We start from the raw sequence: 23,941 nt of genomic DNA on the forward strand, positions 1-23,941 counted from the left end.
TCGTATGATTAAGCCTTCAATACTGCCTCAACCTTACCTTTCAATTCGTCGTTACTCATATCATTGTAAGGTTTGACTTCTGCTTCAGTCTTATCAGTGTTATGATTTGATGCTTCCATGAAATGATCCCAAAGGGCATCACGAACTGGTAGATCTGAATCGCTCCAGTCATAAACTTCACTCATTTTTTCATCTAACAAACTTCTTTTTTCAACTACTGCAGCCATACTTAAAGCTTCCTTTCTAATTGATACAACTTTCATTGTACAATCCCTATTATAGTCGTTTATTTGCAGATGTTCAGTGAAAATGACTTTTAATTTACAAGTTCATAAATACATAAATATATTTTTATTAGTTGTTTCTCTTTTTGATTGACAGCATAAGTCTTAATACAATAAGCATTCACTATTAATTTATGTGACTCTACCTCAAGCAATCCTATTTACAATATGTCATTATTGGCACAAAAAATGACGTCCGACTTATGGACGCCATTATCATTTTATGATTTTCAAATATCCAGGGAGTAAATATGTTGAAATCTTTATTTGAATGAAACTCCGTTACCACTCATCAACCATTCATTAGTAGCAACCTTGTAGAATACGTCGCCATTAGCACTACTTGCTTTGGCTGAAACAATCCAGCCTGTTCCACCAGCTAAGGCACGGTTACCAACAGACGAGCCGTCTTGTTTATATAAAGCATAGCTTGCTTGTGACTTATCGATGTTTACCACATCGTTTATCTTTTCAATGTTAGCTAGATTACCAACCGAATTGCCGTTTCTAACACTAACGTCGCTTGCACTAACGTATTCATTTGTTGCAACACGGTAGTATACCTTACCATTCTTGTTATTAGTCAGTTTTCTATCAAATGACCAAGCAGTTTTTGGTTGTAACCCACGGTTTGAAATTGTCTTACCGTTGATATCGTACAATTCAACATATGATTTATTTAAGTCGGCTGCTGATTTAGTATCAACGACACCGTTAGTCTTTGTTTCTGAATATCCCAATAATCCATTATTGGCAGTTGCCAATTGTGAAGCCCATGAATCAATTTGTACTTGTGTATATGTCTTGCCAGCAAAGTTCTTAGCAACTTCATCTCTAACAGACTTGAGTTCTGCAATCTTAGTACTGTCGTAATCTTTTGAATGTTCTAGGTACTTATCAGCAGTATTCAATTGAGAAATCAATTCCGCATCTTTAATAGACAATAGACCCTTTTCGAGAATTGGATCATACGTTGAACTGATACCTTGACCGTAATCCTTACCAAGGATTACTTTGTTCACATCATAGATCGTCTTAGAATTCATAATTTTAGCTGTAATATCATCTTTTGTATCAGCTGTAAACTTCACACGATTCCAGAAGTGATCAGCATATTCTTTGGCATTCGCTACTGTTTCACCACCACTTTGCATAATAGCTGTCTTAGTCCAGATCAAGTTAGATGGTTTGATGTGCGACCAGTCTGAAGTATCATAAGATCTACCATCACGATCAAGCGCATAGATGAACATTCCACCCAGATTATTTTGATCGGCGTAATTTGCCACTTTATAGAAGTTACTGTTTAAGTATGGTTCTGTAGCATCATACCAACGGTTAACTGGATCTTGTTCTTCAGGGAAAGTTAATCCTGGAACAAATTTGTTAGCTGCCAAAACGCCTGAATAGTCATTAACTGCTTTGGCTGTCCGAACATTATCGCTACCATATTGTTGATATGCTAAGAAATCAAAGCTGTCACTAACATTCTCAAATGGTGCTAAATTAGAAGCGTTTGTATCGTATAAGAAGGGTCTGTTAGTTCCTGACTTTGGTCCTAAATACTTAGATAGAGCTTTGATAACACCATCTGAAATCTTGATATCATCTGCAGATGGTTTTGTTTCCATATCGATATCCAATCCATCAATGCCGATTGAATCAACGAATTCAGCAATCATTTGTTTAGCATAAGCGTCGAATTCTTCATCCGTTGGGAAGTCTCCGGCGTATTTGATCTTCAATAATTCACCATAATCAATACCACGTACTAATCTGGCACCACGTGCATGTAATTCTGGAGCATATTTATTCTTTAATGCATCATAAAAAGGTTGTGCCTGTGCTTCTTGTCCTTTTGGTACATAACTAAAGACATTAACAATATCGATACCATAAGGAATATCACTCATTGTGATCCAGTTTTCGTCTGGCAGGCTCGTATTTACACCTTGCATAGTCTTATCACGCCAGGCACGATAGTAAACCATAAAGTGTTTATCGTTATTAGTTGTGCTTACAGCTGCTTGAGCAGTATTCCCAACTGCTCCAAGAGCTAATATCAATCCCATTACAAAAATCAAACTGCGGAAAAATGTTTTCTTGATTATATTTTTCTTAATCCTCATATGATCATCCTCACCATTTTTTGTAATACCTTAATTTAAGATGTTATGAATAGGCCCCTCTTAAGACATCCTCCTTTTTGGACTTTCCCACTCGTCATCTCATAAAATAATAGTAAGCGATTTCACAAATTTTGATAGTGAACTTATTTTAGCTTTACTAACAAATTTTAGGACAAAAAAGACTGCCTGAATATGGCAGTCTCTAAATATTATAACGACGTTATATATCGATGATTTGATATTCAAATCCTACTGATTTGATGAACGTGAACATATCAGCAGTCTTAATAAATAATGTCTTAGTATTGTCATTGGGATGGAAGGTCATCCATTCTTCGGAAATGATTTTCTTTTGAATGAAGACCTCAATATCTTTTTCGGTATTGTTTAATAAACCAAAGATTGAAACCATACCGGCACTGAGATTCATCTTTTCTTTTAAACTCTCTTCAGATGCCATCTTAATACGTTTGTTATCAACAATTTCTCCAAACTCACTCATATCTAGTCGTTTATCATCATCCATAATAACTAAATAAAAATTACGCTTCTTCTTGTTAGTTAAGAACATTGATTTTGTACGAACACCTTCCATACCTTTGATATACTCATCGGCTTGTTCAGTCGTCAATGCAGCAGGATGTTCAACAATTTTGTATTTAATTCCTAGATTGTCTAAGTACGTAGTAACTTGTTCAGCTGGTGTCATGATAAATTCCTTTCTAAAAGCAGTTTCATAAATAATTATATTATATGCCAAAAACAGAGGTATTCGCTTAAAATCTGCGAATACCTCTGTTATCTTTCGGTTAAAACCCATTATTATCAGAAAGTTGCTTGAACCATAAACCACTTTTCTTAACTGTTCGTTTGAAACCATTGTTAAGATCAACGCTATAAAATCCATAACGGTTACGATATCCATTCAGCCACGACCAACAATCTACGTACGTCCAAACATGATAACCAAAGCAATTGCTACCAGCTTCGATACCCTTATGGAGCCACTCTAAATGTTCCTTCATGAAGTCGATCCGATATTGATCATCGATCATCCCATCATCCCCCATGAAACGTTGTTCGTCAGCGACTCCCATTCCATTTTCACTGACAAACCAAGGAATATTATGATATTGGTCTTTCATCATCATCGCCACATCGTATAATGCCTTAGGATAAATTTCCCAGCCACGGTAAGGGTTGATCTTCTTATCTGGCCAATCGTAGGTCTCATATAAATCACTTGGCATCTGTGCCGGTTTAACACTATTTACTGGTGCCTTAACACGTCTCGGTTGATAGTAGTTGATACCAATATAATCGACCGTATTTTCAGCAATTAATTCCTTATCACTGGCATCAACGTATGGTAATAAATTATTTTCCTTCAATAACGAAATCAATTCTTCCGGTATCACACCGAGAACCGTTGGATCTAAGAAACTGTATGTATTCAATAGATCAGCCGCTTCTTTTGCCTTGATATCTTCAGCACTATCACTTCTGCTATATGCCGGTAAGACATTTAGAATGATTCCGACTTTGCCATCAAGATCGCTTTTGCGGAATTCTCTAACTGCACAGACATGTGCCATTAACGTATGATAACCAACTTGAACAGCCTTCTTGAAGTCAACGATAGCTGGGTAATGATATTGATATAAATACCCACATTCGATATGAACCAGCGGTTCATTGAATGTTGACCAAGTCTTGACTAGATCACCAAACTGTTCAAAGGCGGTCTTAGCATAAAAGGCAAAGTCATCAACTGACTTACGGTTTTCCCAGCCACCTTCTTCCATCAACCACCATGGCATATCAAAATGGAACAAATTAACGATGGGTTCAATATTTTGATCAAGCATCGTTTGAAAATAGTCACGATAAAACTTAACTGCTTCTTGATTCAAGGTTTTGCCATCTGGCAATAGTCTCGCCCAAGAGATCGATGTCCGATAGGAGTTCAGACCGACCTTGGGCATATTTTCTACATCTTCCTTGTACATTTCATAAACGTTAGATGTATCCTGTGGTCCCTGACCATTATTGAATTTTTCCGGATCCCGCTTAAACCACTCATCCCACGTCGTTGCGGACTTACCATCAGTCAAACTGTGGCCTTCGGTCTGTGGTGCTGAGGCAGCAGCACCCCACAAAAAGTTATCTGGGAATTTAATCATATTGACCTCTTTCTCGTTAACAAAGTAGTAAGTGACAGAGTACTAGATCATCCATCGATTTCAAGTTCAATCCTGTTTCTCGATTGAATTTATCGATGCGATACAAAAGCGTGTTGCGATGAACATACAAATCTTTGGCTGTTTTAGCAATATTGTTTTGATTCGAATACAACGAACGGATCATAGCAATGTATTCAGAATTAGAAGTAATAGTATTTTTCAAAACAATAAATAATTTTTCACTAGCTAATTTTTGATTGAACATGAACGAAATAACATCGGAAGATAAATTGCTAACAGCATCACCATCATTCTGTTCAAAAATACATTTCTCTAACTCGAATATTTCTGGTAATTCTTCATTCAAGTTCCAACTCTGACCCACATAAGCTTCCGTCTTCGTTCCAAAGTCTTCATCGACCAACTGAATCATAGAAATCAATTCAGTATTATCAAGTGCTATTTCTGAATCGCTCAAAATAAGTATTCCATATTCTGACGTTACCCAAAACGTATCAATAACCTTGTTGAAAAAAGATGAAAAGGCTCTGATCCATTGCTGTGCAAGGTCTCTTGATTCTAACTTAGTGGTATGAAATTGAATAACTTTGATTTTGACAATTTTTTTGGACACTAACGGAATATTACTACTCCGCAGATTCAGAAACTGCCACCAGTGATTAGTTGTCTCATCTTCATTATGATCGCTCAACAGTTCAAGCAACTCAATCTGCTGACTATCTAACTCATTCTTTTCGATCGAAATCCATTGGTCCACAATTCGGTAATTGACGATTGTTTTATCTTTCCAATTTGGTACTGAGATCACCTTTGCACTGGGATACATTTTCAACAATTGATCAATTACCATAAATTGCCTCCTTGGATTAGCGGATTGCTAGAGTAGTTTCGATATCAAAGAAATGAGCTTTATTGATATCAAATGACAGTTTAACTTTTTCTCCAGGTTTATGATAATCACGCGCATCAACGATTGCAACAAATTCAGTTCCGTCAACTTTTGAATACAACATTGAAGTAGCTCCCAAAAGCTCAGAGACAACAACTTCAGCTTCAACGACTGAGTTAGGCCAAGTTTCACTAAAGGCCTCTTCAGCGTGAATATCTTCTGGACGAATACCTAATGTCATTTGTTTGCCGTTATACCCTTGCTTCTCAAGTATCTTAGCACGCCCTTCGGGAACAGCAATTTTTAAGCCTTCAGCATCAGTAATAACTCCGTCCTTATAAGTTACGTCAATGAAATTCATCGATGGTGAACCAATAAATCCAGCTACGAATTTGTTTCTAGGCGTTACATAAACCTCTTGTGGTGTACCGATCTGTTGAACTTCACCCATTGACATAACCACGATTCTGTCAGCCATAGTCATCGCTTCAGTTTGATCATGAGTAACATAAATAGTTGTTGTGTGTAAACGTTGATGCAATCTAGCAATTTCGGCACGCATACTGACACGCAACTTGGCATCCAAGTTTGATAACGGCTCATCCATCAAGAAAATTGGTGCATCACGCACTATGGCTCTACCTAGTGCAACACGTTGTCTTTGACCACCAGATAAGGCAGCAGGCTTACGGTCTAAATATTCTGTTAATCCTAAGATGTCAGCAGCATATTTAACACGTTTTTCAATATCGTCTTTTTCATACTTACGTAATTTCAAACCAAACGCCATATTCTTGAAAACTGACATATGTGGATACAACGCATAATTCTGGAAAACCATCGCGATGTTACGATCTTTGGGAACAACATCATTCATCAATTCGTCGTCGATTTTCAATTCACCTTCAGTGATTGTTTCCAATCCCGCAATCATTCGTAATGTCGTTGATTTACCACAACCTGATGGTCCAACAAAGACGATGAACTCTTTATTCTTGATATGAAGATCAAAATCTGAAACTGCATAAGAATTCTCTTCTTCAGCATTAGCGTACTTTTTATATATGTGATTTAAGTCGATTTCTACCATTTTTTTAACGTCCTTTTTTATTATTCTTTACGGTAACAAGAATATGATAGAAACGTTTTCATAAAAACGGTAAAGTATCCAAAATTTGGTATATTTTATAGTCAATCTGTTCAAAAAATATTACCAATCAATTTTAAAAGTCTTAATTTCAGCAGGTTTAAGCACTTCTTTAGATATATCATTTAGTGGTTCTTCTAACAAATTGACAGTCTGCAGCTTTGTTTTTTCGACATTAACGTTAATATCCTCTGACTCATTTGTCATGTTATATCCACGAATAATATCGGCTACTCCATCCTCTGACTGTTTGAAACATGTAATTGCAAAGTCTTCAGCTGAAACTTTGTAAACCGCATGACTCAACTTCCATTCACCATCATGAATATCGGTTTGAACCGTTTGTAACGGAACCTGATTATTTCGAGCCTGCATATAACTATTAATTCGACTCGCAATACTTTTATCATGGAATGACAGACTATAAACAAAGCTTTGCATTCCTTGGCACTGAGCCTCTTTAGTTTCAAAGTAACCCCAATCACCCATTTCACCAACTGATCGTAATAAGGTCACGGCAATAGTATTGTCCTGAGATAAAATTTCATATTCATTCAATCCTAAATTGCCGACTGTAACGCCGCCATGATTATCATGTACATTTGCGAAGGCCTGTTGATGCTGTGGATTGGTAGGATTCTTCCACGAATCACTCACCTGATTACTGCGTTCCACCACTTCATAGATCGATTCAGCGTTATGTGTATTTGTGTCCAATTGTGTTGGGAACAGTACTCGCACACGATGATCCAGGCAAGTATTATCAAAAGTCGTCAAAAACTTCAGTTGATCCTCCATCTTAGTTATTCCAATAACCGTTGAGACTCTGATCGTGCGACATTCTTTAGCACGTCTAGCAATTCGTTCAGTAATATCAATAACTGATTTTTGTTCGTATTCTAATCTTTCATCAGCTGAAACAGGAATACAAATATCTTGAGATACTTTGATCTTCGCCTCGTATTCATTGTTGATCAGAACTTCGACTTCAGCTTGAAAATCAGTTGAATAGATTGTCTTCTTATCCGCTGACTGACGATAAATATATTCGTTACCAATATCACCAGTGTCTTCAAAAATCATTTGGTCATCATAGATACGATTAGTCTTCTTATCAAGGATCGTCAAACTACCATCAGACTTGACGGTTGCCTTGAGCCAGTTGTTCTCCAAAGTATTACTCTCAACATCGAATAACTTGTGATCATTCTTGATGACTGCTTGAGTTTTCTTTTGTAACGCCAAAGTCGTCCAAGATAAAGCAGGCAAACTCTCAACTGGAACACGAATCGTAATGAATAATCCCATATATGGTATACGGAATTGTTCTTTCGGAAGATCATAATCGAAGCGAACCTCTGACTTAACCAGTTCAAAAGGAATGCCATAACCATGTTTATCAACTACTTCTAATTCAGGTAATTCAGCTAATTTAGATTGCATCAATTCATATTGGTCATTTGGTGTACCTTCTGAGAATGGTGCTCGATCCCATTCGATTTCAATTGACACCATCTGACTCTTTTCATAGCCTTGAGTATTAACAACCACAAAAGGCTTGCTGCCTACTGCAAAGACATTCGTATTGATCTTATCAGCAATGATATTTAGTGCGTCATTGGCCAAAAACTCGCCGACTTCTCTCGACTTTTCAAATCTAGTCATCATCTCTCGGTGAACCTCGTCGACCGAACAGCCACAAATACTATCGTGCGGATGATTCTGCATCAATGTCTTCCACGCATATTTCAATTGATCATGGGGATAATCATTCGTATTTTTATAAGCAATAGCCGCTAGCGGTTCAGTAATATTTTCAAGTTGTCGCTGAACTTGGGTATTTTTTTGTTTCAAATAAATTCGGCTCGAAGCCGTGTTGGCTAATGTATACCAACCATCAGTTTCTTGACTAGTTAGTTCGCCATCGATAGCTGATAAGTCTTCAGGAATATCTTGAGCAACAGCCTTCAAGTAGTCATCAAAGTTAGAATGAATAAATTCATAGTCTGGATATAGCTCACTAGCTACATCCAATGCTTCAATCACGTCTTTTTGAACCGGCTGATGGTCAACGCCATTCATCATCAACAAGTTATCAGTCGAAGCATATTTTTCAACATCTTGAAGTTTTTGATCCCAATATTTTTTAGCAGTAACCTTGTCTACTGGAATCTCGTTGCCATTACTGTACCAATTAGCGAATAACACACCTAACACTTTGGAACCATCGGGTCCCTTCCACCACATCTCTGAATATTGCGAACTGTAATTCTCATTTTCAAAGACTTGGTTGTTCAATCCCGTTGGCTTAACCCCACGTCCAAAAGCCGCAAAATCAAGATTAGATAGCTTCATCATCTGTGCTGTTTGACCCATATTACCAAATGTATCTGGGAAGTAGCCTAAGTTGACCTTGTTACCCCACTTCTTTGATTCTTGAGCGCCAATCAAAATATCACGTGTATTAGCCTCGGAACTGATCAAAAAATCGTCTTGAAGAATATAGAATGGACCAACTTTTAGCTTTCCCTCTTCAATATAATGTCTGACTTCAGCCTCTCGTTCAGGGCGAACTTGTAAGTAATCATCCAAGATAATAGTTTGACCGTCAAGATGAAAGCTATCGAATCTTGGTTCAGTTTTGAAAAGTTCTAATAAGTCATCCATCAGGGTTACTAGGCGCATATGATGGTGTTCATACCCCATATACCATTCACGATCCCAATGACTGTGTGATACAACAAATACTTTTTTCTTATTCATGTTGAAGTTACTCCTTAATTTGATATCCATAGTAGTTGAGGAATAGTTCGCAATACATCATATTTGCCCAAGAGAACCATTCACGTGTGTAATTGTTAGGATTATCCACATCAAATCCTTCATGCATCAAGTCTGTTCCAGCCGTTGTATCGACCATATTTTGTAACAATCGTGCTTTTTCAGCCTCATCAGCTTGTGTCAAACCTTGAACCGCTAGAGCAATGTGCCAAATATAATTCGCCGGTGTGTGCGGACTACCTAGTCCTTGACCGTATGTTCCAGCGTAGAAATAGGGATTCTCATTGCTTAGAATCGTCTTCCTTGTATTCAGATAAATTGAATCATCCATAGAAGTGTAGTGAAGATACGGTGTACTTAATAAGTTAGGCACATTCCCATCATCCATGATCAGATGATTTCCTAAACCATCAGTTTCATAGGCGTAAATTTTCTCACCGGCAGCGTTGGTCGTTGTCCCATAATCTTCGATACCAGCACGAACTTCTTGCTGAATTTTGTTAGCTTTTTGAACAATTTCATCATCAGGAACGATCTCCATAAAGATTTTTTGAATATAGTCCAAAGCTAAAACTGCAAACATATTGGCTGGAACCAAATATCCATAAACACAAGCGTCATCACTGGGTCTGAAAGCTGACCAGATCATTCCGGTATAACCGACTTTGCTACCTTTTCCATCATTCACCAAGGTATCTTCGGGACGATCATAAGTACGTTCAAAACGATAGTCAGATGTATCGTGATGCTGTTCAATTTCAAAAACCATTAACATTTTTTTAATTCCACTAACAAAATTTTCATCGAATTGGTCTTTTCGGCCCGTATTCTTATACAATAGATATGACAACTGAACTGGGAAACATAATGAATCGATCTCAAACTTTCGTTCCCAGATCCACGGCGTCATCACAGTATTATCCTTCTGATGACCAGCATTATTAGCTTCCTCATTGAAAGCATTAGCATATGGATCAAGATTCATATTGAAAAATTGCCTCTTCACTACTTCATATATCAAATCGGATACTTCGGGAATATGTTGAGCCATGACCAAGTATGGTCGTACTTGGCAAGTCGAATCACGTTGCCACATTGCAGGAATATCGCCAGTTAGGACAAAAGTCCCATTTTTCGGCATTGGCTTGATGGCAGTTTCCCAAGTATTAGTGTAAGTAACTTCAAAAACTTTGGACCAATCGGGCGTCTTTTGGGACACATATGATACCTCTTCCATAAAATGCTTAATCGGTTGCGTTAATTTCATTATTTACCTCCATAAGTTGGTATATCATATTTTAGTGAAAGTATAATGCAAGCGTTGACAGATTACTAGTTGTTTTTTGTTTTTTTTATGTTATATTCAGTAAAGTAAAGGACGGATAGCCATGCAACCTAAGTATAAGTTGATATATCAATCATTAAAAAAAGATATTCTTTCTCAAAAATATCCAATTGGATCCACTCTTCCTAGTGAAATATCACTAGCTGAAAAATATCAGGTCAGTCGAATAACTACCAAACGGGCTCTTAACGAATTGGAGCAAGATAAATTGGTCGCTAGAAAACAAGGAAAGGGTACAATTGTCATTCAGAATTCGATTTCTCAAGATATTCACGTTCAAGAAATCCTTCTGGTAATACCATTTGCCAATAATTATGAATTCGGTGACTACATGAGTGGCGTGCTTAAAGAAATCAACAACACGCCTGAATATCATTTGAAAACTATCAGTAATCAAGAATTCAAAAAAGATTATGTTAATAGTCTGACTAATGTCGCCGGTATTCTTTACTACGTGAATCAAGTGAGTGAGAATATCAACGTCCTGAGTTCTCTTTATTTGAGAAATATTCCAGTCGTTTTACTTGATAAGAAAATCCTGAATTTTCCACTGCCATGTGTTATGCCTGATAATCTGGCGGGAGGTAAGTTAGCAACCACTGCCGTTCTCAAAGGCAATCTTCACCCCTGCTTTGTTGCGGACTCAGCTCTTTCTGAAATTTCAGTTCGTTCACGTTATTTAGGCTTTTTAACAACACTCAAGGAGCAAAATATTGCGACTGATATTCCGCTTATAACCCTCAATAAGAAGAGTGATCTCAAAACTATTGCTAATTATGTTTCTAACAAAAAAATCGACGCAATCGTGGCTGAAAATGACGTTACAGCAATCAATATCATCAACTATTTACATGAGCAAGATATTGATATCTCCAAAGATGTATCGATCGTTGGTTTCGATAATATCCAAGCTGCTTCGCTCAGCTATCCTAGTCTGACTACAATCAATCAAGACTTCAATTTAATTGGTGCAAAAGCAACTGCAATTTTACTTAATAAAATTCAAGATCCAAATTTTGACGTTCCTGACACTATCACTATTCCGGTTAAATTGATCCGTCGACAATCTACTAAATAAGGAGTTCTGAAATGAACATCGAAAATATCGACACCCGACACGGTACTAACAACAGCTCTGATTTTTCACATGGAAATACCTTGCCTTATACTGGCGTGCCTTTTGGCATGAATTACTTCTGCGTTCAAACAACTGATGAAGATACCTCTTGGTTCTTCAAACCCACTGATCATAATTACTCTGGTATCAGGCTGACACATCAGCCTAGTCCGTGGATCGGCGACTTTCAGCAACTAACTTTCACAGCCATTAGTGAGTCAAATGACATCACTGACCTAAATACCATCAGCGGCTCCTACAATTCTGATGAGGCCATCTTCCAGCCTAATTATTTACGTATCAAGGATCAGCGTTATGGCGTTACATCAGAGCTGACCGCCAGTACTTATGGAGCTAATGTTCGTTATTCATTCCATAGCCATGACAACGGCTTTCTTTTGAAAGTACCTAAGGCTGGTCGTTTTACTGTTAAAAATAATCAGGTATTAGTCACAGTCCAAAATTACACGTCTGATTTTAGTGATAATTTTGTTGAACACGTCCGCTTTAACTTTGATGCCGAAATCAAATCTACTCAACAATTTGAAACTGAAATGTATGATCTGTTCTTAGTCAACTTCGGTGATATTGATGAACTGAATATGACCTTGGCCGCCTCATTTATCAGTCAAGAACAAGCTCAATTGAATCTTTCTCGAATTGAATCAGATTTTGAAATCTCAATGAAATCGGCCGCTGCCGAGTGGCAAAAATATTTTGATTTGATCGAGATAGATGACCCAAATAAGCAAAATATCTCTACCTTCTATCACAATCTCTATCGAATATTTTTATTTCCACAACGGTGTTATGAACTAAATAAAACTAACGAACCAGTTCATTTTGATATTTATAACAAAAACATTAAGACTGGCTTCCTATACATGAATAATGGCTTCTGGGATACCAGCAAGACCGTTTATCCGCTCTTCTCAATCCTGATACCTGAGACCTTCAAAGAGATGTTAGATGGTTTCTATAACAGTTATCTCGAAAGTGGCTTCCTGCCCAAATGGCTTGCACCAGATGAACGTGGCATGATGCCCGGAACGCTGATCGATGCAGTGGTTGCGGATGCTGCCATAAAAGGCCTATTATCAATTGATAAACTAAAATTATTTTTAAAAGCCATGATCGATAGTTCCACAAAGACAACTGCTAATGACAAATTTGGACGTCAAGGAGCAACCGACTACGATCACTATGGTTATTTACCTGCTGACAAATACAAAGAGAGTGTCAATAACACGCTCGATTATGCATACAGCGACTTCTGTATCAGCCAAGTTGCCCAAGTAATCGGTGAAACGGAGATCCAACAGAAATATTTCAAATCAGCAATGAATTACCAGAATCTTTTCGATTCAGAAACTGGCCTGATGCGTGCTAAGTTATCGAATGGTAAATTCAAAGAACCATTCGATTCACTGTCCTGGGGGACTGATTACACTGAAGGTAGTTCTTGGCAAAATAGTTTTTCTGTCTTTCACGACATTGATGGCTTACGAGATCTTTATAAAGATAAAACAGGATTGAGGGACACCTTAGTCCAATTGTGCAATCAGGCTCCTGCCTACCGTGTTGGTGGTTATGGATTCGAAATTCATGAAATGACTGAGATGGCACAGTTGAACTTTGGTCAACTTGCCTTATCTAATCAGCCTAGCTTCCACATTCCTTACTTATTCATGTACACTGACAAATCTGAATATACTTCAATCTTAGTCAAACAACTGATGAAGAAGTTTAACGATACAATTGACGGTTATCCTGGTGATGAAGACAATGGCTCCATGTCCGCTTGGTACATTTTCTCAGCATTGGGATTCTATCCTGTCTGTCCTGGAAGTGATCAGTATATTGTTGGTATCCCACAATTCGATCGAGTAGAACTCAACCTAGCTAACAATAAACAGACAACCATTATCACCAAGAATAATCTGCCGCAAAATCAATTCAATCACCTTGAGTCAATTAATGACAAATCTTCACCGGAGCGTTATATAACGCATGAACAAATAACTGCTGGTAGTAAAATAATTAATCGATTAACTCTATTGCCATAACAAAAAATGGGGCTCACGACTGTGAGCTCCATTTTTGTTATTCAAAGGTCTGATAAAAATCAACCATCGCACCACGTAGATTAGCACTATCAGTAAATTCACAAGTTACTAATTCTGGCTTGATCGAAGCAACTTTGACTGCATCCCTGAGCTTATCTATTTCAGCTTCAATTGCTGGAATCAAATCAGGATTATTTGACACTGCACCACCAATCACGATTCGTTCTGGATCAAACGAATACTGCAAGTTGAAGATTCCTTTGGCAAGCGCTTGATACATTGTTTGAACTTCCCTTTGTGCACTTGTATTTCCAGACTTAGCTAACTGGAAGACCTCTTTACCAGAACACCGTGTCCCATTCACGGCGTTATATCTAGTAGCCACATTCACGGCCGTTCCTAGATTACTCAATGTCTTGTGTCCATCTATCAACATGAAACCAAATTCACCACCAAATAAATGAGCTCCATGCCAAATTTGATGATCCACAATAACAGATCCACCGACGCCTGTCCCGAGTATCAAAAATATCAAACTATCGACATCCCTGCCGGCACCTGAATCTAATTCAGCAAGAGCTGCACAATTGGCGTCATTTTCCATACTGACTGGCAAGCCAAATTTTTCAGTTAAAACACTCAATATATCAAAGTCATGCAGATATTTTACCGCAGAGACTCCTTCGACGACTCCAGTAGTCTTATTGACGGCACCTGGGGAACTTACACCTACACCAACGATCTGCGCTTCAAGCTTCATCTGTGCGACTACACTCGTTAGTATCCCGTAGAAATCCTCTAGATTATCTGGCGTATCTACAGCGGGTAATTTTTCTAATTCATTATTTCGCCAAATAGCGAACTTGATGGATGTACCACCAATATCGATCAATCCCAAATTATTCATTTAACTATCCTCATCATTAATTAGACATTTCATGGCTCTGTTGACGAAACTCTTTTGGAGATAGTCCTGATATTTTTCTAAAATTTTTGAAAAAATATCCGGTATTCACGTAACCCACATCTAAGGCAATGTCAGCGACACTACGTTGACTGTCACTCAGCAGTTCCTTGGCCTTACGGATACGATAGTGATTCAAATAACTGGCAAAACTCTCGCCGATCTCCTTCTTAAATAACTGACCCAAGTAATTCGTATTCAACTGCAGTCGCTCTGAGATCAAAGAAAGATTAATATCATCTTGATATTCTCGATTAACTATCTCGATCGTCTTCTGAACATTCAATGACATAAAATCGTTTTGATTTTGCTGATCAAGCAACATGTCGATCATGGATGTTAACAGGTCTTCCAGTTTTTGCCAACTGGAAGACTTATTTATTCTGACGACAATATCTTGATATTCCTTATCCGAAAGATCCATCTTCTTGTGAATCTCTAAAAAAATCAAGAAGGCCATTTGTCGTGCATAACTCGGATTAATGGCGTTCTTTGAAAATTCTGAAAAAATCTGCTTCAAGATGCTGATTGAAGTCTCGTAATCATTATTGTTTATCGCCGTCCGGATCTCAGTCAGTGTAAACTTCGGCACTGTCGCCTGATTGAGCCAGTCCATTCTAGTTTGATTACTCAAAAAGTTATCCTTACGTGTATAAAACTTATAGAGTGAACCGAGTTTTTTGGATTGCTCAAAGCTCTCAGTCAAACTCGCCCAATCGCTTACTCGCGATCCAACTGTCATATAGGATTCACCCGTTATGTACTGAAGGTTCTCTAAGTTCCGCATGAACTTGATCAAACTACCATTATTACCGATAAAGGCAATAAACAACGTATCATCATCTGAATACAACAACGGTTGATTTTTACCATGACAAAAATCCAATATCTTACTGAAGCTCTGCAGTCGATTACAAGCAATCACTGTAATACCAGCATTGATCACTTCATTAGATAAATTATAATTACTTAAAAAATCTTTTTTCTCATCATCATTCAATTCATTCAACAACAACTGTTGCATCGTTATATTAGTTATCTTCGAAAGTTGCTCCTTAAATAAATTGTCTGCATCAAGCTTGGTCTTGATCTTGACTAGAACATCTTTCAACTTATTGGCATCGATCGGCTTCAATAAATAATCGACTGCTCCCATCTGCAGGCCGTGTTGAACGTATTCAAAATCCTGATATCCTGACAAAATAACAAATTCAAACGAGATACCTTTGTGCTGAGCTGCCTCAATCATTTCTAAACCGGTCATTGTTGGCATATTAACGTCCGCAATCACCAGGTCAACCTGTGAATTCTCCAAATAATCTAAGGCCTGAACTGTGCTCTTGCAGGTATTACTAATTTTAAAACCAAATTCTGACCAATCTATGATTCTCTCTAAACCCTTCAAAATCATATACTCATCATCAACTAAGAGTACCGAGTACATATAATCACCTCAATTTGAACGACATTTGTATTGTGATTCCCTGGTATTTGTTCCGATAAATATCCAAATCAAATTCTCTATTAAACTTGATTTGCATTCGTGCCTGAATATTCGCAATTCCCACTGACTTAGAATTTTTCATCAGTGTATCGATATCTGAATCTAAGTGGTCCTTCAACTGTTTAATATCCGTATCTGACATCCCCTTGCCATTGTCTTCAACCTTGATCACACAACGATCATCCTCTCTGATTGCTGAAACATGAATTGCATTGTCGATCTTAGTCAAGTCCAAACCATACTTGAAGTAATTTTCAACTAACGGCTGAATAATAAACTTCGGCACCACTACATTCTTGACTTCGTCCGCAATTGAATACTGATACGAAACTTGATCTGGATAACGCATCTGATACAAGTAACTGTATTTTTCCGCAAAATCAAATTCCTGCTCTAGCGGCACATTGGTTTCTTGGCTAATATTATTTCGCATCAGACTACCGAAGTTGAAGACAACTTCAGCCAATTCCTCTTCGCCTTCATTCAAGGCATACATCCGGATATATTCCAAAGTGTTATACAAGAAATGCGGATTGATCTGTGATTGCAAAGCATTCAGATTGGCATCCTTTTGCGCCAACTTCAATTGATAGATCTGCAAAACGTATTTATCAATTGCATCAAGCATCGTATTGATGCCTTCCGCCAGCGTTCTGATTTCTCCTGCCTGCCTAGGAACATGCAACCGGGCATTGATCTCACCATTGGAAATAGCTGTCATCGAATCCGTCATCCACAATAATTCTTTGTTGTAATACTTGAAGACCCAGCGGAAACTCCATTTAAGAAATAACTCGATCGTGATGGCCAAAACAATTATTATTGCTGACCAGATAAACATCTTCAGATAAACATTTTGTTTAGGAATCAAAGTGTAAATATAACGATTACCTGGCATCTCTAATCCTTTAATAAAATAGTTTTGTCTGAGATCTTTTGAAATAAACTGTGCACTTTGACCCAACCAATAATTCTTTAATTTTCTAGACTTCAGGCGCTCATCAAGATGATAACCATATTGAATTTGACCAGTATCTGACAAAACAATAAACTGCAAGCTTTTATTAAAACTCAATTTATCAAACCGCTGTGTAATCCGCTGTGGAGAAACATTAACGACGACTGAACCAAAATTAGTCAGTGATGTTTTATCGACCAGTGGCACTGTATAGTACAACCCTTCAGCCCGAACCTTATTGGCCTTGATCCGTACACCACCGATATCCTTAGGTGTGACTACCATACTGTCTTTTGATGAATTTTCATTCAAAGTGATCTTTTGAAAACTGCCATTCTGATCAAAGAAGTCATACATAACCGTGGGTAAATAATAGAATGTCTGACCAGAAAACTCTTCCTGACTCTTACTCAAATAGTCCTCTGAATTCATTGCAAAAAAATCTCGATAGTTAGCTACCCGGCTAGGATTATCAGATAAATCACGGGCAAATTTATTCACTTCAGCTTGTTGATCACCCATCGTATCAGCGGAATTATACAATCCAATCAATAATGACTGATTAGATTGAAACTTAATATTAGATACTGCAACTCCTAACAAAATCAGGGCAACGACCGTTACGGTGGCCATCAAAATTCTGGTATAGAGATACATTATCTGATGCAAGTTATATTGGTGTTTTAAAAAGGTTTTAATAAATTTTTTCATTATTTATAAACTTCATCCACATGTTTGAGCCAATTCTTGCCAATTGCGTGTGTGATCAGGATCATGGCACTAATACTTGCAAAAAGGATCAAGCCTTTGTAACGATATGTGACACCGATAATTATGGCCAATCCAAAAATTTCTTTGACATTATCAAAAAAATTATAAAAGAAATGTGCAAATGCCAATTTCAATGAATTAAGATAATTGATCGTAAAACCACTCTGAATGTTCATTACATACCAGAATAAACAAAACGCCAATAATAGCATGGCAATAATCACAAAGTCACTGACAATAAAAATCAAACCATGTAATTGAACCGACGTGTACAAGCTATACGACAAGAATATTTCAACAGCTGTGAATGTCCAAAAAATTGTATTTCCTTTTTTAAAATTAGTCTTAAATTTGGACCATGCAGTATTAAAAGTTATCTCTCGATAGTCAAATTCATTAGTATAATACAGTTCACTGACTGTCAATAAGCTTGGACCAATCCCCGCGACTAACCCGCCGGCAAATGCTAAAACCCAAAAAATTAGATTCAATTTTATGATCGTATATATCCTTATAAAGAGTACTTGAATGGATTTTGAAACCATGTGAATTCCCCTTAATCATATTTACACTTTTAGTATACATATTAATTTTTAATCTCAAAGCAAAAAGAGATTGTGAAATAACCACAATCTCTAATCGATCTCTACTTGTTCTCTTTTAGGAATGCATCATATTGTTTTTGCATTTCTTTTTGAACTTTATCATATCCAGCATCTTTTAATTCTTTATCCATCTTAGGAATTACCTTATCCGGATCAGATGTACCTGTATTAATGCCAGAGATATATTTGTTCATTACGTTAGAGATATTCGTTAATTCTGTTTTTACTTTATCAGTCTTAAATTGGAAACCTAGAATTGGTGAATTGATTGCATCCTTTGTATCAGCGATACGTGTATCGATCATTTCATCAGTAACATTTTCAGTTGGTGTGATAACGCCGTTATCACCCGTATTCCAAGCTGCTAAGTGATATTTCTCTTTGTATCCTTTTAGTAATTTAACACGTTTCTTATCGTCAACATACTTGTAAGCTTCACCCTCAGAGCCATAAACCAATCCGTTCAAAATCTCAGGACTAGTATTCATTTCTTCAAGTACCTTAACAGCAAGTTCTTTGTGCTTCGAAGAACTACTTATAACAAAGCTACACATTTGAGCTTGAGCAGCTGACTTGATAGCTGGTGTAACAGCCTTTGATACCAATGGTTGTCCAGCTGTAATAGTTAGTAAACTATCACCATAATCGTAAGGTCCTTGTGTTTCTTGACGGGCTAGCCATGTGTTACCACTGATAGGATAGTCAGTTACACTAGTTGCGGCATCTTTAGCTATATAGCCTTCTTGATAGTACTTGTGGAGAGTTCTGAAGATACTCTTCATTTTTTCTGAATCATATTGATTAACGATTTTTTCTCTACCATCAACTACATCAACTGCAAATGGATAGACATCCGTTAATGGATAATCAAAGTCTGAAGTAGCTCTGAAAGTTTGTCCTAGAGCAAATGTTTGAATCTTAGGATTTGCTTTGTGGAACTTGGCGAAGACTGCTTCTAAGTCATCATATGACTTAATATTGTCGATATCCAAGTTATATTTGTCGACATACTTCTTGTTAAAAGTAATTACTTGCTTAGCATAAACATTACCGTTAACTGGGAAAGAATATAGTTTACCGTCAACTTTGTTACCTTTGATATAAGCAGGATCAAGATTCTTGTATGCTTTGGGAGCATATTTTGGCATCATCTTTGTCAAATCAGTATAGGCACCCTTTTGCGCATTGACCGCATAATTATCAGCTTTGGCAATATCATAGTTCTCACCAGATGAAACAATTACTGGCATCTTCTTAGCATAGTCACCCCAACCGATATATTGAATCTTCAATTTGGCATGAACTTTCTTTTCGAGCACTTTGTTAGTGTTAGCAATCAAAGTATCATAGTTTTTTGGCTTATCACCAATTTGATACATCAATAATGTTGGAGTATCGCCATCACCTGATGAATTCTTTTTATTCCCACATGCTACAGCAACAACACTTACTGATAGTAACAGCACTAGTCCAAATAAATATTTAACCCATTTCCTCATTGAATGGTCCCCCTGTTATTTTTGTAAGAAGCTATCGTATTGTTTTTGCATTTCTTTCAGAACTTTATCATATCCGGCACTCTTCAATTCTTTGTCGAGCTTAGGAATCGTCTTATCTGGATCAACGGTTCCAGTATTAATATCTGCGATGTACTTGTTCATGACAGCCGCAACGTTAGTAATCTCGGTCTTAACATTTGATGAATCAAATTGGAAACCTAGAGCTGGAGATTGAATAGCATTCTCAGTATCAACACGTTTTTGTTCCAACATTTCATCAGTTACATCTTTGGTGTTATACACGATATCAGCATTACCAGTATTCCAGGCTGACATGTGATAACCATCTTTGTAACCCTTCAATAGTTCGATTCTATCATTACCGACTTTCTTCCATGACTCGCCTTCAACACCATAGACTAAGCCGTTCAACAACTTAGGATTGCTATTGATCTCACCCAAGACCTTCAATGAGGTAATCTTGTGCTTCGAAGCATTGTTGATAACGAAGTCACACATTTGAGCTTGTGTATTAGTCTTTGCTGGAGTTGTGATTGATTTAGAAACCATTTCTTTACCAGCAGCTTCGGATAAGGCTTGATTACCAACACCTAATGAACCTTGTGTTTCTTGTCTAACTAACCAATTATCAGTTGTTAGTGGATAGCCAGTTTTATTAGTAGCAGCATCTTTGTCGATGTAACCCTTCTTGTAATAGCTGCGGATCACTTTCAAATTACTCTTCATTGATTCACTGTCGTAAGGATTGATGATAGTTTTGCCATCGGCACCTTCACTATAGTCAACTGCAAATGGTAATTCTGAACTTAAAATATAGTCAAAGTTTCCAGCAACTCTAAACATATTACCTGTTGCAAAAGGAACCTTTTTAGGATCATCTTCTTTGAACTTAGCTAAAATTGGTTCTAGGTCCGCATAAGACTTCACATCGTCAGCGTTCATCCCTATTTTTTTCAAGTACTTAGCGTTAAGTGCAAGTGTTTGTTGTGCAAAAACATTACCGTTAACAGGGAAAGCATAGAGCTTGCCGTTGACCTTGTTACCCTTGATATAAGCTTCATCCAAATCCTTATATGCACTTGAAGCATACTTAGGAAGTAACTTAGTTAAATCAGCATACGCACCCTTTTGAGCATTAACTACATAGTTATCAGCTTTGGCGATGTCATAATTCTCACCTGATGAAACGATAACTGCCATTTTTTGAGCATAGTCACCCCAGCCGATATATTGAATCTTCAAATTAGCATGTACTTTTTTCTCTAGAATCTTATTGGCATTGGCCATCAAAGTATCGTAGTTCTTAGGTTTATCACCAATTTGATACATTAATATTGTTGGTACTGAATCCTTAGCAGACTCCTTCTTGTTACTACTACAGCCACTTAATCCTAAAACTGCTGCTAGAACCAAGATCGAGCTTAAAATATATTTTAAAGATCTCCTCATAATTTCACCCACCTATTAATTTAAAATCACCTATTATTAACGCTCCATTCCTTACCGTGAATTATCGGCATATCTTCGGTCAAAGCAGACAGTACCTCAGCTTCAGTTTGCCCATCTGGCACATCACACCAGACATTCAACGACTGACCCCAAACACTGCTCATATCTTCAACGTACTGATATTCAGGAAACTCATTTATTTGCCACGACGAAATCTTTTGTGGCGTTGGATATTTGTATGACGCTGCTTCACCTAATACATGATAGAAGTATCCATCGTTATAATTAATTACCTTATAACCATGATCAAGAAACGTTTGTACCGGTGCCATATTCTGATTCCACTTTGTCCAATAAGTTATCTGAAAATCTGAACTTAACTTCACGATCGAATCAGGATACTCAGCCCTATATAATCCATCGTTCCATACTCGTGGAACAAAACCATGTTGCTTAGTGAATTCCGCTATCTGATTCAAATATTGTAGGTACGTATCTATTCCAGTAGCATCAGAATCAATAATTTCATGTGCGTATTTCACCAGTTGTGGATATTTATTTATCTTGTCAAACTCCACAAATTCATCGCCACCGATATGAAAATATTTGCTGTCAGAGAATAATTCAAAATACTCACGTAAAATTTGTTTGAACCAGTTGACTGCCGCTTCATCCGAGATATTCAATCCGTTAGAATCTGGCAATTGAAACTGGGGATACTTCGATAAGATTTGTTTCAAATGACCCGGACTATCTAATTCAGGAATAACTTGTATCCCAAATTTGTGGGCATAAGCGATTATCTTGCGAATTTCTTTTTTGGTTAAAAATCGTGCTGAAACAACTTCCGGAACCAACTCCGATTCGATTCGAAAACCCTCATTATCCGAAAAATGTAATTGAAGTGTATTAAATTTGTTAACAAACATTTCTTCAATCAATTTCTTGAAAAAAACGACTGAAAAATATTTCCGACCACAATCGATCATTACCGCTCGTTCAGCTAACTGTGCTGAATAATGCAAGTTCACTTGCTTATATGCCGTATTCTTTAATTCACACAAACCATACTTGAGACCATTCAGACTATTGGCTGTTATTTTCAAGAATCTACTTGAACGATGCAGATTGAACTCATCTTTTGCCTTATCATTTGGTGTTAGACATAAAGTTATTTTGGAAAGTTGGCCCAAGTCAATATTTTGTTGTTTAACAATGAATTCAATATCTTCGATCTCTGTTGCACTTAAATTAGTACACTTGAATGGCTTCATGCTCGACTCCTATTCCTTAACACCACCGATAGTAAGACCACGGACGAAGTATTTTTGGAAGAATGGATATGTTGCAGCAATTGGTAGTGTCGCAATAACAACCATTGCCATTCGTGTTGCTTCTTTAGGAACAGCTGCTAGACCACCGGCAAATTGTGCACCAGTTCCGGCATTTTGTGTCAGCATTTCAATGTTGGCTTGAATCTTCATCAACAAGTATTGTAATGGAACTAATTTGTCGTCTGAGATGTATAGCAACGCGTTGAACCAATCGTTCCAATACCCCAAAGCCGCGAATAAACTAATCGTTGCAATACCAGGAATCGCTAACGGAATAACAATCTGCAAGAAGATTCTCAATTCACTCGCACCATCGATACGAGCTGATTCAATGATTGATTCAGAAACTTGTCGTTTGAAGAAAGTCCTCATAACAATAATATTGAAAGGACTGACCGCCATTGGCAGGATCAAAGCCCACAAAGTATCTTTTAGATGAAGCAAGTTAGTAACAACAATATAGTTGGCAACCATACCTGGTGAGAACAACATCGTTATCAAGCAAAAGATAGTGAAAAATTTTCTGTACTTGAATGACTTTCTCGAAATAGCATAGGCGTATGTTGAAGTGAAGGTTGCGTTGATCATCGTACCAAAGACCGTTACGATAATTGAGATCCAGAGCGATCTCATCAACTCTCCACCCATTGTTGCCAAGTATTCATAACCTGCAAAGCTCCACTTCTTAGGCCAGAGCTGATAACCGTATTGGGACAAAGTATTCTCATCCGTCAATGAGATCACAACAACGAAAAACAACGGTAAGATACATGTAATTGCGAACAATCCAATGATGATATTGAAGAATAAATCTGTCTTTTTACCAAAGGCACGTACTGTAACATCCTCAATAGCTTTCTTTTTATTCATATTT

17 protein-coding genes and 1 pseudogene are annotated in these 23,941 nt (G+C 37.3%); 2 read left to right on the forward strand and 16 right to left on the reverse strand.

Annotated features, from left to right (window positions below):
• Window positions 1–8: 8 nt before the first annotated feature.
• From EKM68_RS03220 to EKM68_RS03255, 8 genes and pseudogenes are all read right to left on the reverse strand, one after another.
• Entirely contained in the window at window positions 9–227 is a 219-nt protein-coding gene (locus EKM68_RS03220; RefSeq protein WP_125565891.1) for a P8 family protein, read from the reverse strand.
• 797 nt (window positions 228–1,024) lie between these two features.
• Window positions 1,025–2,287 (reverse strand): annotated as a pseudogene (locus EKM68_RS03225) (EndoS/ChiA family endoglycosidase); the annotation flags it as partial.
• Between the two features lie 346 nt (window positions 2,288–2,633).
• Window positions 2,634–3,122: a prolyl-tRNA synthetase associated domain-containing protein gene (locus EKM68_RS03230; protein ID WP_125588322.1), complete on the reverse strand. Its 489-nt coding sequence runs from the start codon at window positions 3,120–3,122 to the stop codon at window positions 2,634–2,636.
• 100 nt (window positions 3,123–3,222) lie between these two features.
• On the reverse strand, window positions 3,223–4,596 hold the full coding sequence (locus EKM68_RS03235; RefSeq protein WP_125588219.1) for a glycoside hydrolase family 1 protein: 1,374 nt from the start codon (window positions 4,594–4,596) through the stop codon (window positions 3,223–3,225).
• Window positions 4,597–4,612: 16 nt separating this feature from the next.
• Window positions 4,613–5,467, reverse strand: a complete 855-nt coding sequence (locus EKM68_RS03240; RefSeq protein WP_125588220.1) for a helix-turn-helix domain-containing protein — start codon at window positions 5,465–5,467, stop codon at window positions 4,613–4,615.
• Window positions 5,468–5,483: 16 nt separating this feature from the next.
• A complete protein-coding gene (locus EKM68_RS03245; RefSeq protein ID WP_125588221.1) occupies window positions 5,484–6,596 on the reverse strand; it encodes an ABC transporter ATP-binding protein in 1,113 nt (370 codons plus the stop codon).
• A gap of 120 nt (window positions 6,597–6,716) precedes the next feature.
• On the reverse strand, window positions 6,717–9,416 hold the full coding sequence (locus EKM68_RS03250) for an alpha-mannosidase (RefSeq protein ID WP_125588222.1): 2,700 nt from the start codon (window positions 9,414–9,416) through the stop codon (window positions 6,717–6,719).
• Between the two features lie 7 nt (window positions 9,417–9,423).
• Window positions 9,424–10,701: a glycoside hydrolase family 125 protein gene (locus EKM68_RS03255; protein WP_125588223.1), complete on the reverse strand. Its 1,278-nt coding sequence runs from the start codon at window positions 10,699–10,701 to the stop codon at window positions 9,424–9,426.
• Between the two features lie 121 nt (window positions 10,702–10,822).
• Between EKM68_RS03255 and EKM68_RS03260 the strand changes: the two genes are divergently transcribed.
• Both EKM68_RS03260 and EKM68_RS03265 read left to right on the forward strand, forming a co-directional pair.
• Window positions 10,823–11,857, forward strand: a complete 1,035-nt coding sequence (locus tag EKM68_RS03260; RefSeq protein ID WP_125588224.1) for a GntR family transcriptional regulator — start codon at window positions 10,823–10,825, stop codon at window positions 11,855–11,857.
• Window positions 11,858–11,868: 11 nt separating this feature from the next.
• The gene (locus tag EKM68_RS03265; RefSeq protein WP_125588225.1) at window positions 11,869–13,962 is read left to right on the forward strand and encodes a GH92 family glycosyl hydrolase; all 2,094 of its coding nucleotides are present in this window, start codon (window positions 11,869–11,871) and stop codon (window positions 13,960–13,962) included.
• 37 nt (window positions 13,963–13,999) lie between these two features.
• Here EKM68_RS03265 and EKM68_RS03270 read toward each other — a convergent pair whose 3' ends face one another.
• From EKM68_RS03270 to EKM68_RS03305, 8 genes are all read right to left on the reverse strand, one after another.
• A complete protein-coding gene (locus EKM68_RS03270) occupies window positions 14,000–14,869 on the reverse strand; it encodes an ROK family protein (RefSeq protein ID WP_125588226.1) in 870 nt (289 codons plus the stop codon).
• Window positions 14,870–14,885: 16 nt separating this feature from the next.
• A complete protein-coding gene (locus EKM68_RS03275) occupies window positions 14,886–16,370 on the reverse strand; it encodes a response regulator transcription factor (RefSeq protein ID WP_125588227.1) in 1,485 nt (494 codons plus the stop codon).
• 4 nt (window positions 16,371–16,374) lie between these two features.
• Window positions 16,375–18,099: a sensor histidine kinase gene (locus tag EKM68_RS03280; protein WP_125588228.1), complete on the reverse strand. Its 1,725-nt coding sequence runs from the start codon at window positions 18,097–18,099 to the stop codon at window positions 16,375–16,377.
• Window positions 18,099–18,704 carry a YesL family protein gene (locus EKM68_RS03285; protein ID WP_125588229.1) on the reverse strand — a complete coding sequence of 202 codons (606 nt, stop codon included), beginning with the start codon at window positions 18,702–18,704 and terminating at the stop codon, window positions 18,099–18,101. The genes EKM68_RS03280 and EKM68_RS03285 overlap by 1 nt, the downstream gene beginning before the upstream one ends.
• A 101-nt stretch (window positions 18,705–18,805) precedes the next feature.
• On the reverse strand, window positions 18,806–20,263 hold the full coding sequence (locus EKM68_RS03290; protein WP_125588230.1) for an ABC transporter substrate-binding protein: 1,458 nt from the start codon (window positions 20,261–20,263) through the stop codon (window positions 18,806–18,808).
• A 15-nt stretch (window positions 20,264–20,278) separates the two neighbouring features.
• Complete coding sequence (locus tag EKM68_RS03295; RefSeq protein ID WP_125588231.1) at window positions 20,279–21,733, reverse strand: ABC transporter substrate-binding protein; 1,455 nt, start codon at window positions 21,731–21,733, stop codon at window positions 20,279–20,281.
• A gap of 26 nt (window positions 21,734–21,759) precedes the next feature.
• Window positions 21,760–23,007: a family 20 glycosylhydrolase gene (locus tag EKM68_RS03300; RefSeq protein ID WP_125588232.1), complete on the reverse strand. Its 1,248-nt coding sequence runs from the start codon at window positions 23,005–23,007 to the stop codon at window positions 21,760–21,762.
• Window positions 23,008–23,016: 9 nt separating this feature from the next.
• The gene (locus tag EKM68_RS03305) at window positions 23,017–23,937 is read right to left on the reverse strand and encodes a carbohydrate ABC transporter permease (RefSeq protein ID WP_125588233.1); all 921 of its coding nucleotides are present in this window, start codon (window positions 23,935–23,937) and stop codon (window positions 23,017–23,019) included.
• Window positions 23,938–23,941: the final 4 nt, after the last annotated feature.

The organism is Companilactobacillus jidongensis, assembly GCF_003946575.1.
Lineage (GTDB): Bacteria > Bacillota > Bacilli > Lactobacillales > Lactobacillaceae > Companilactobacillus > Companilactobacillus jidongensis.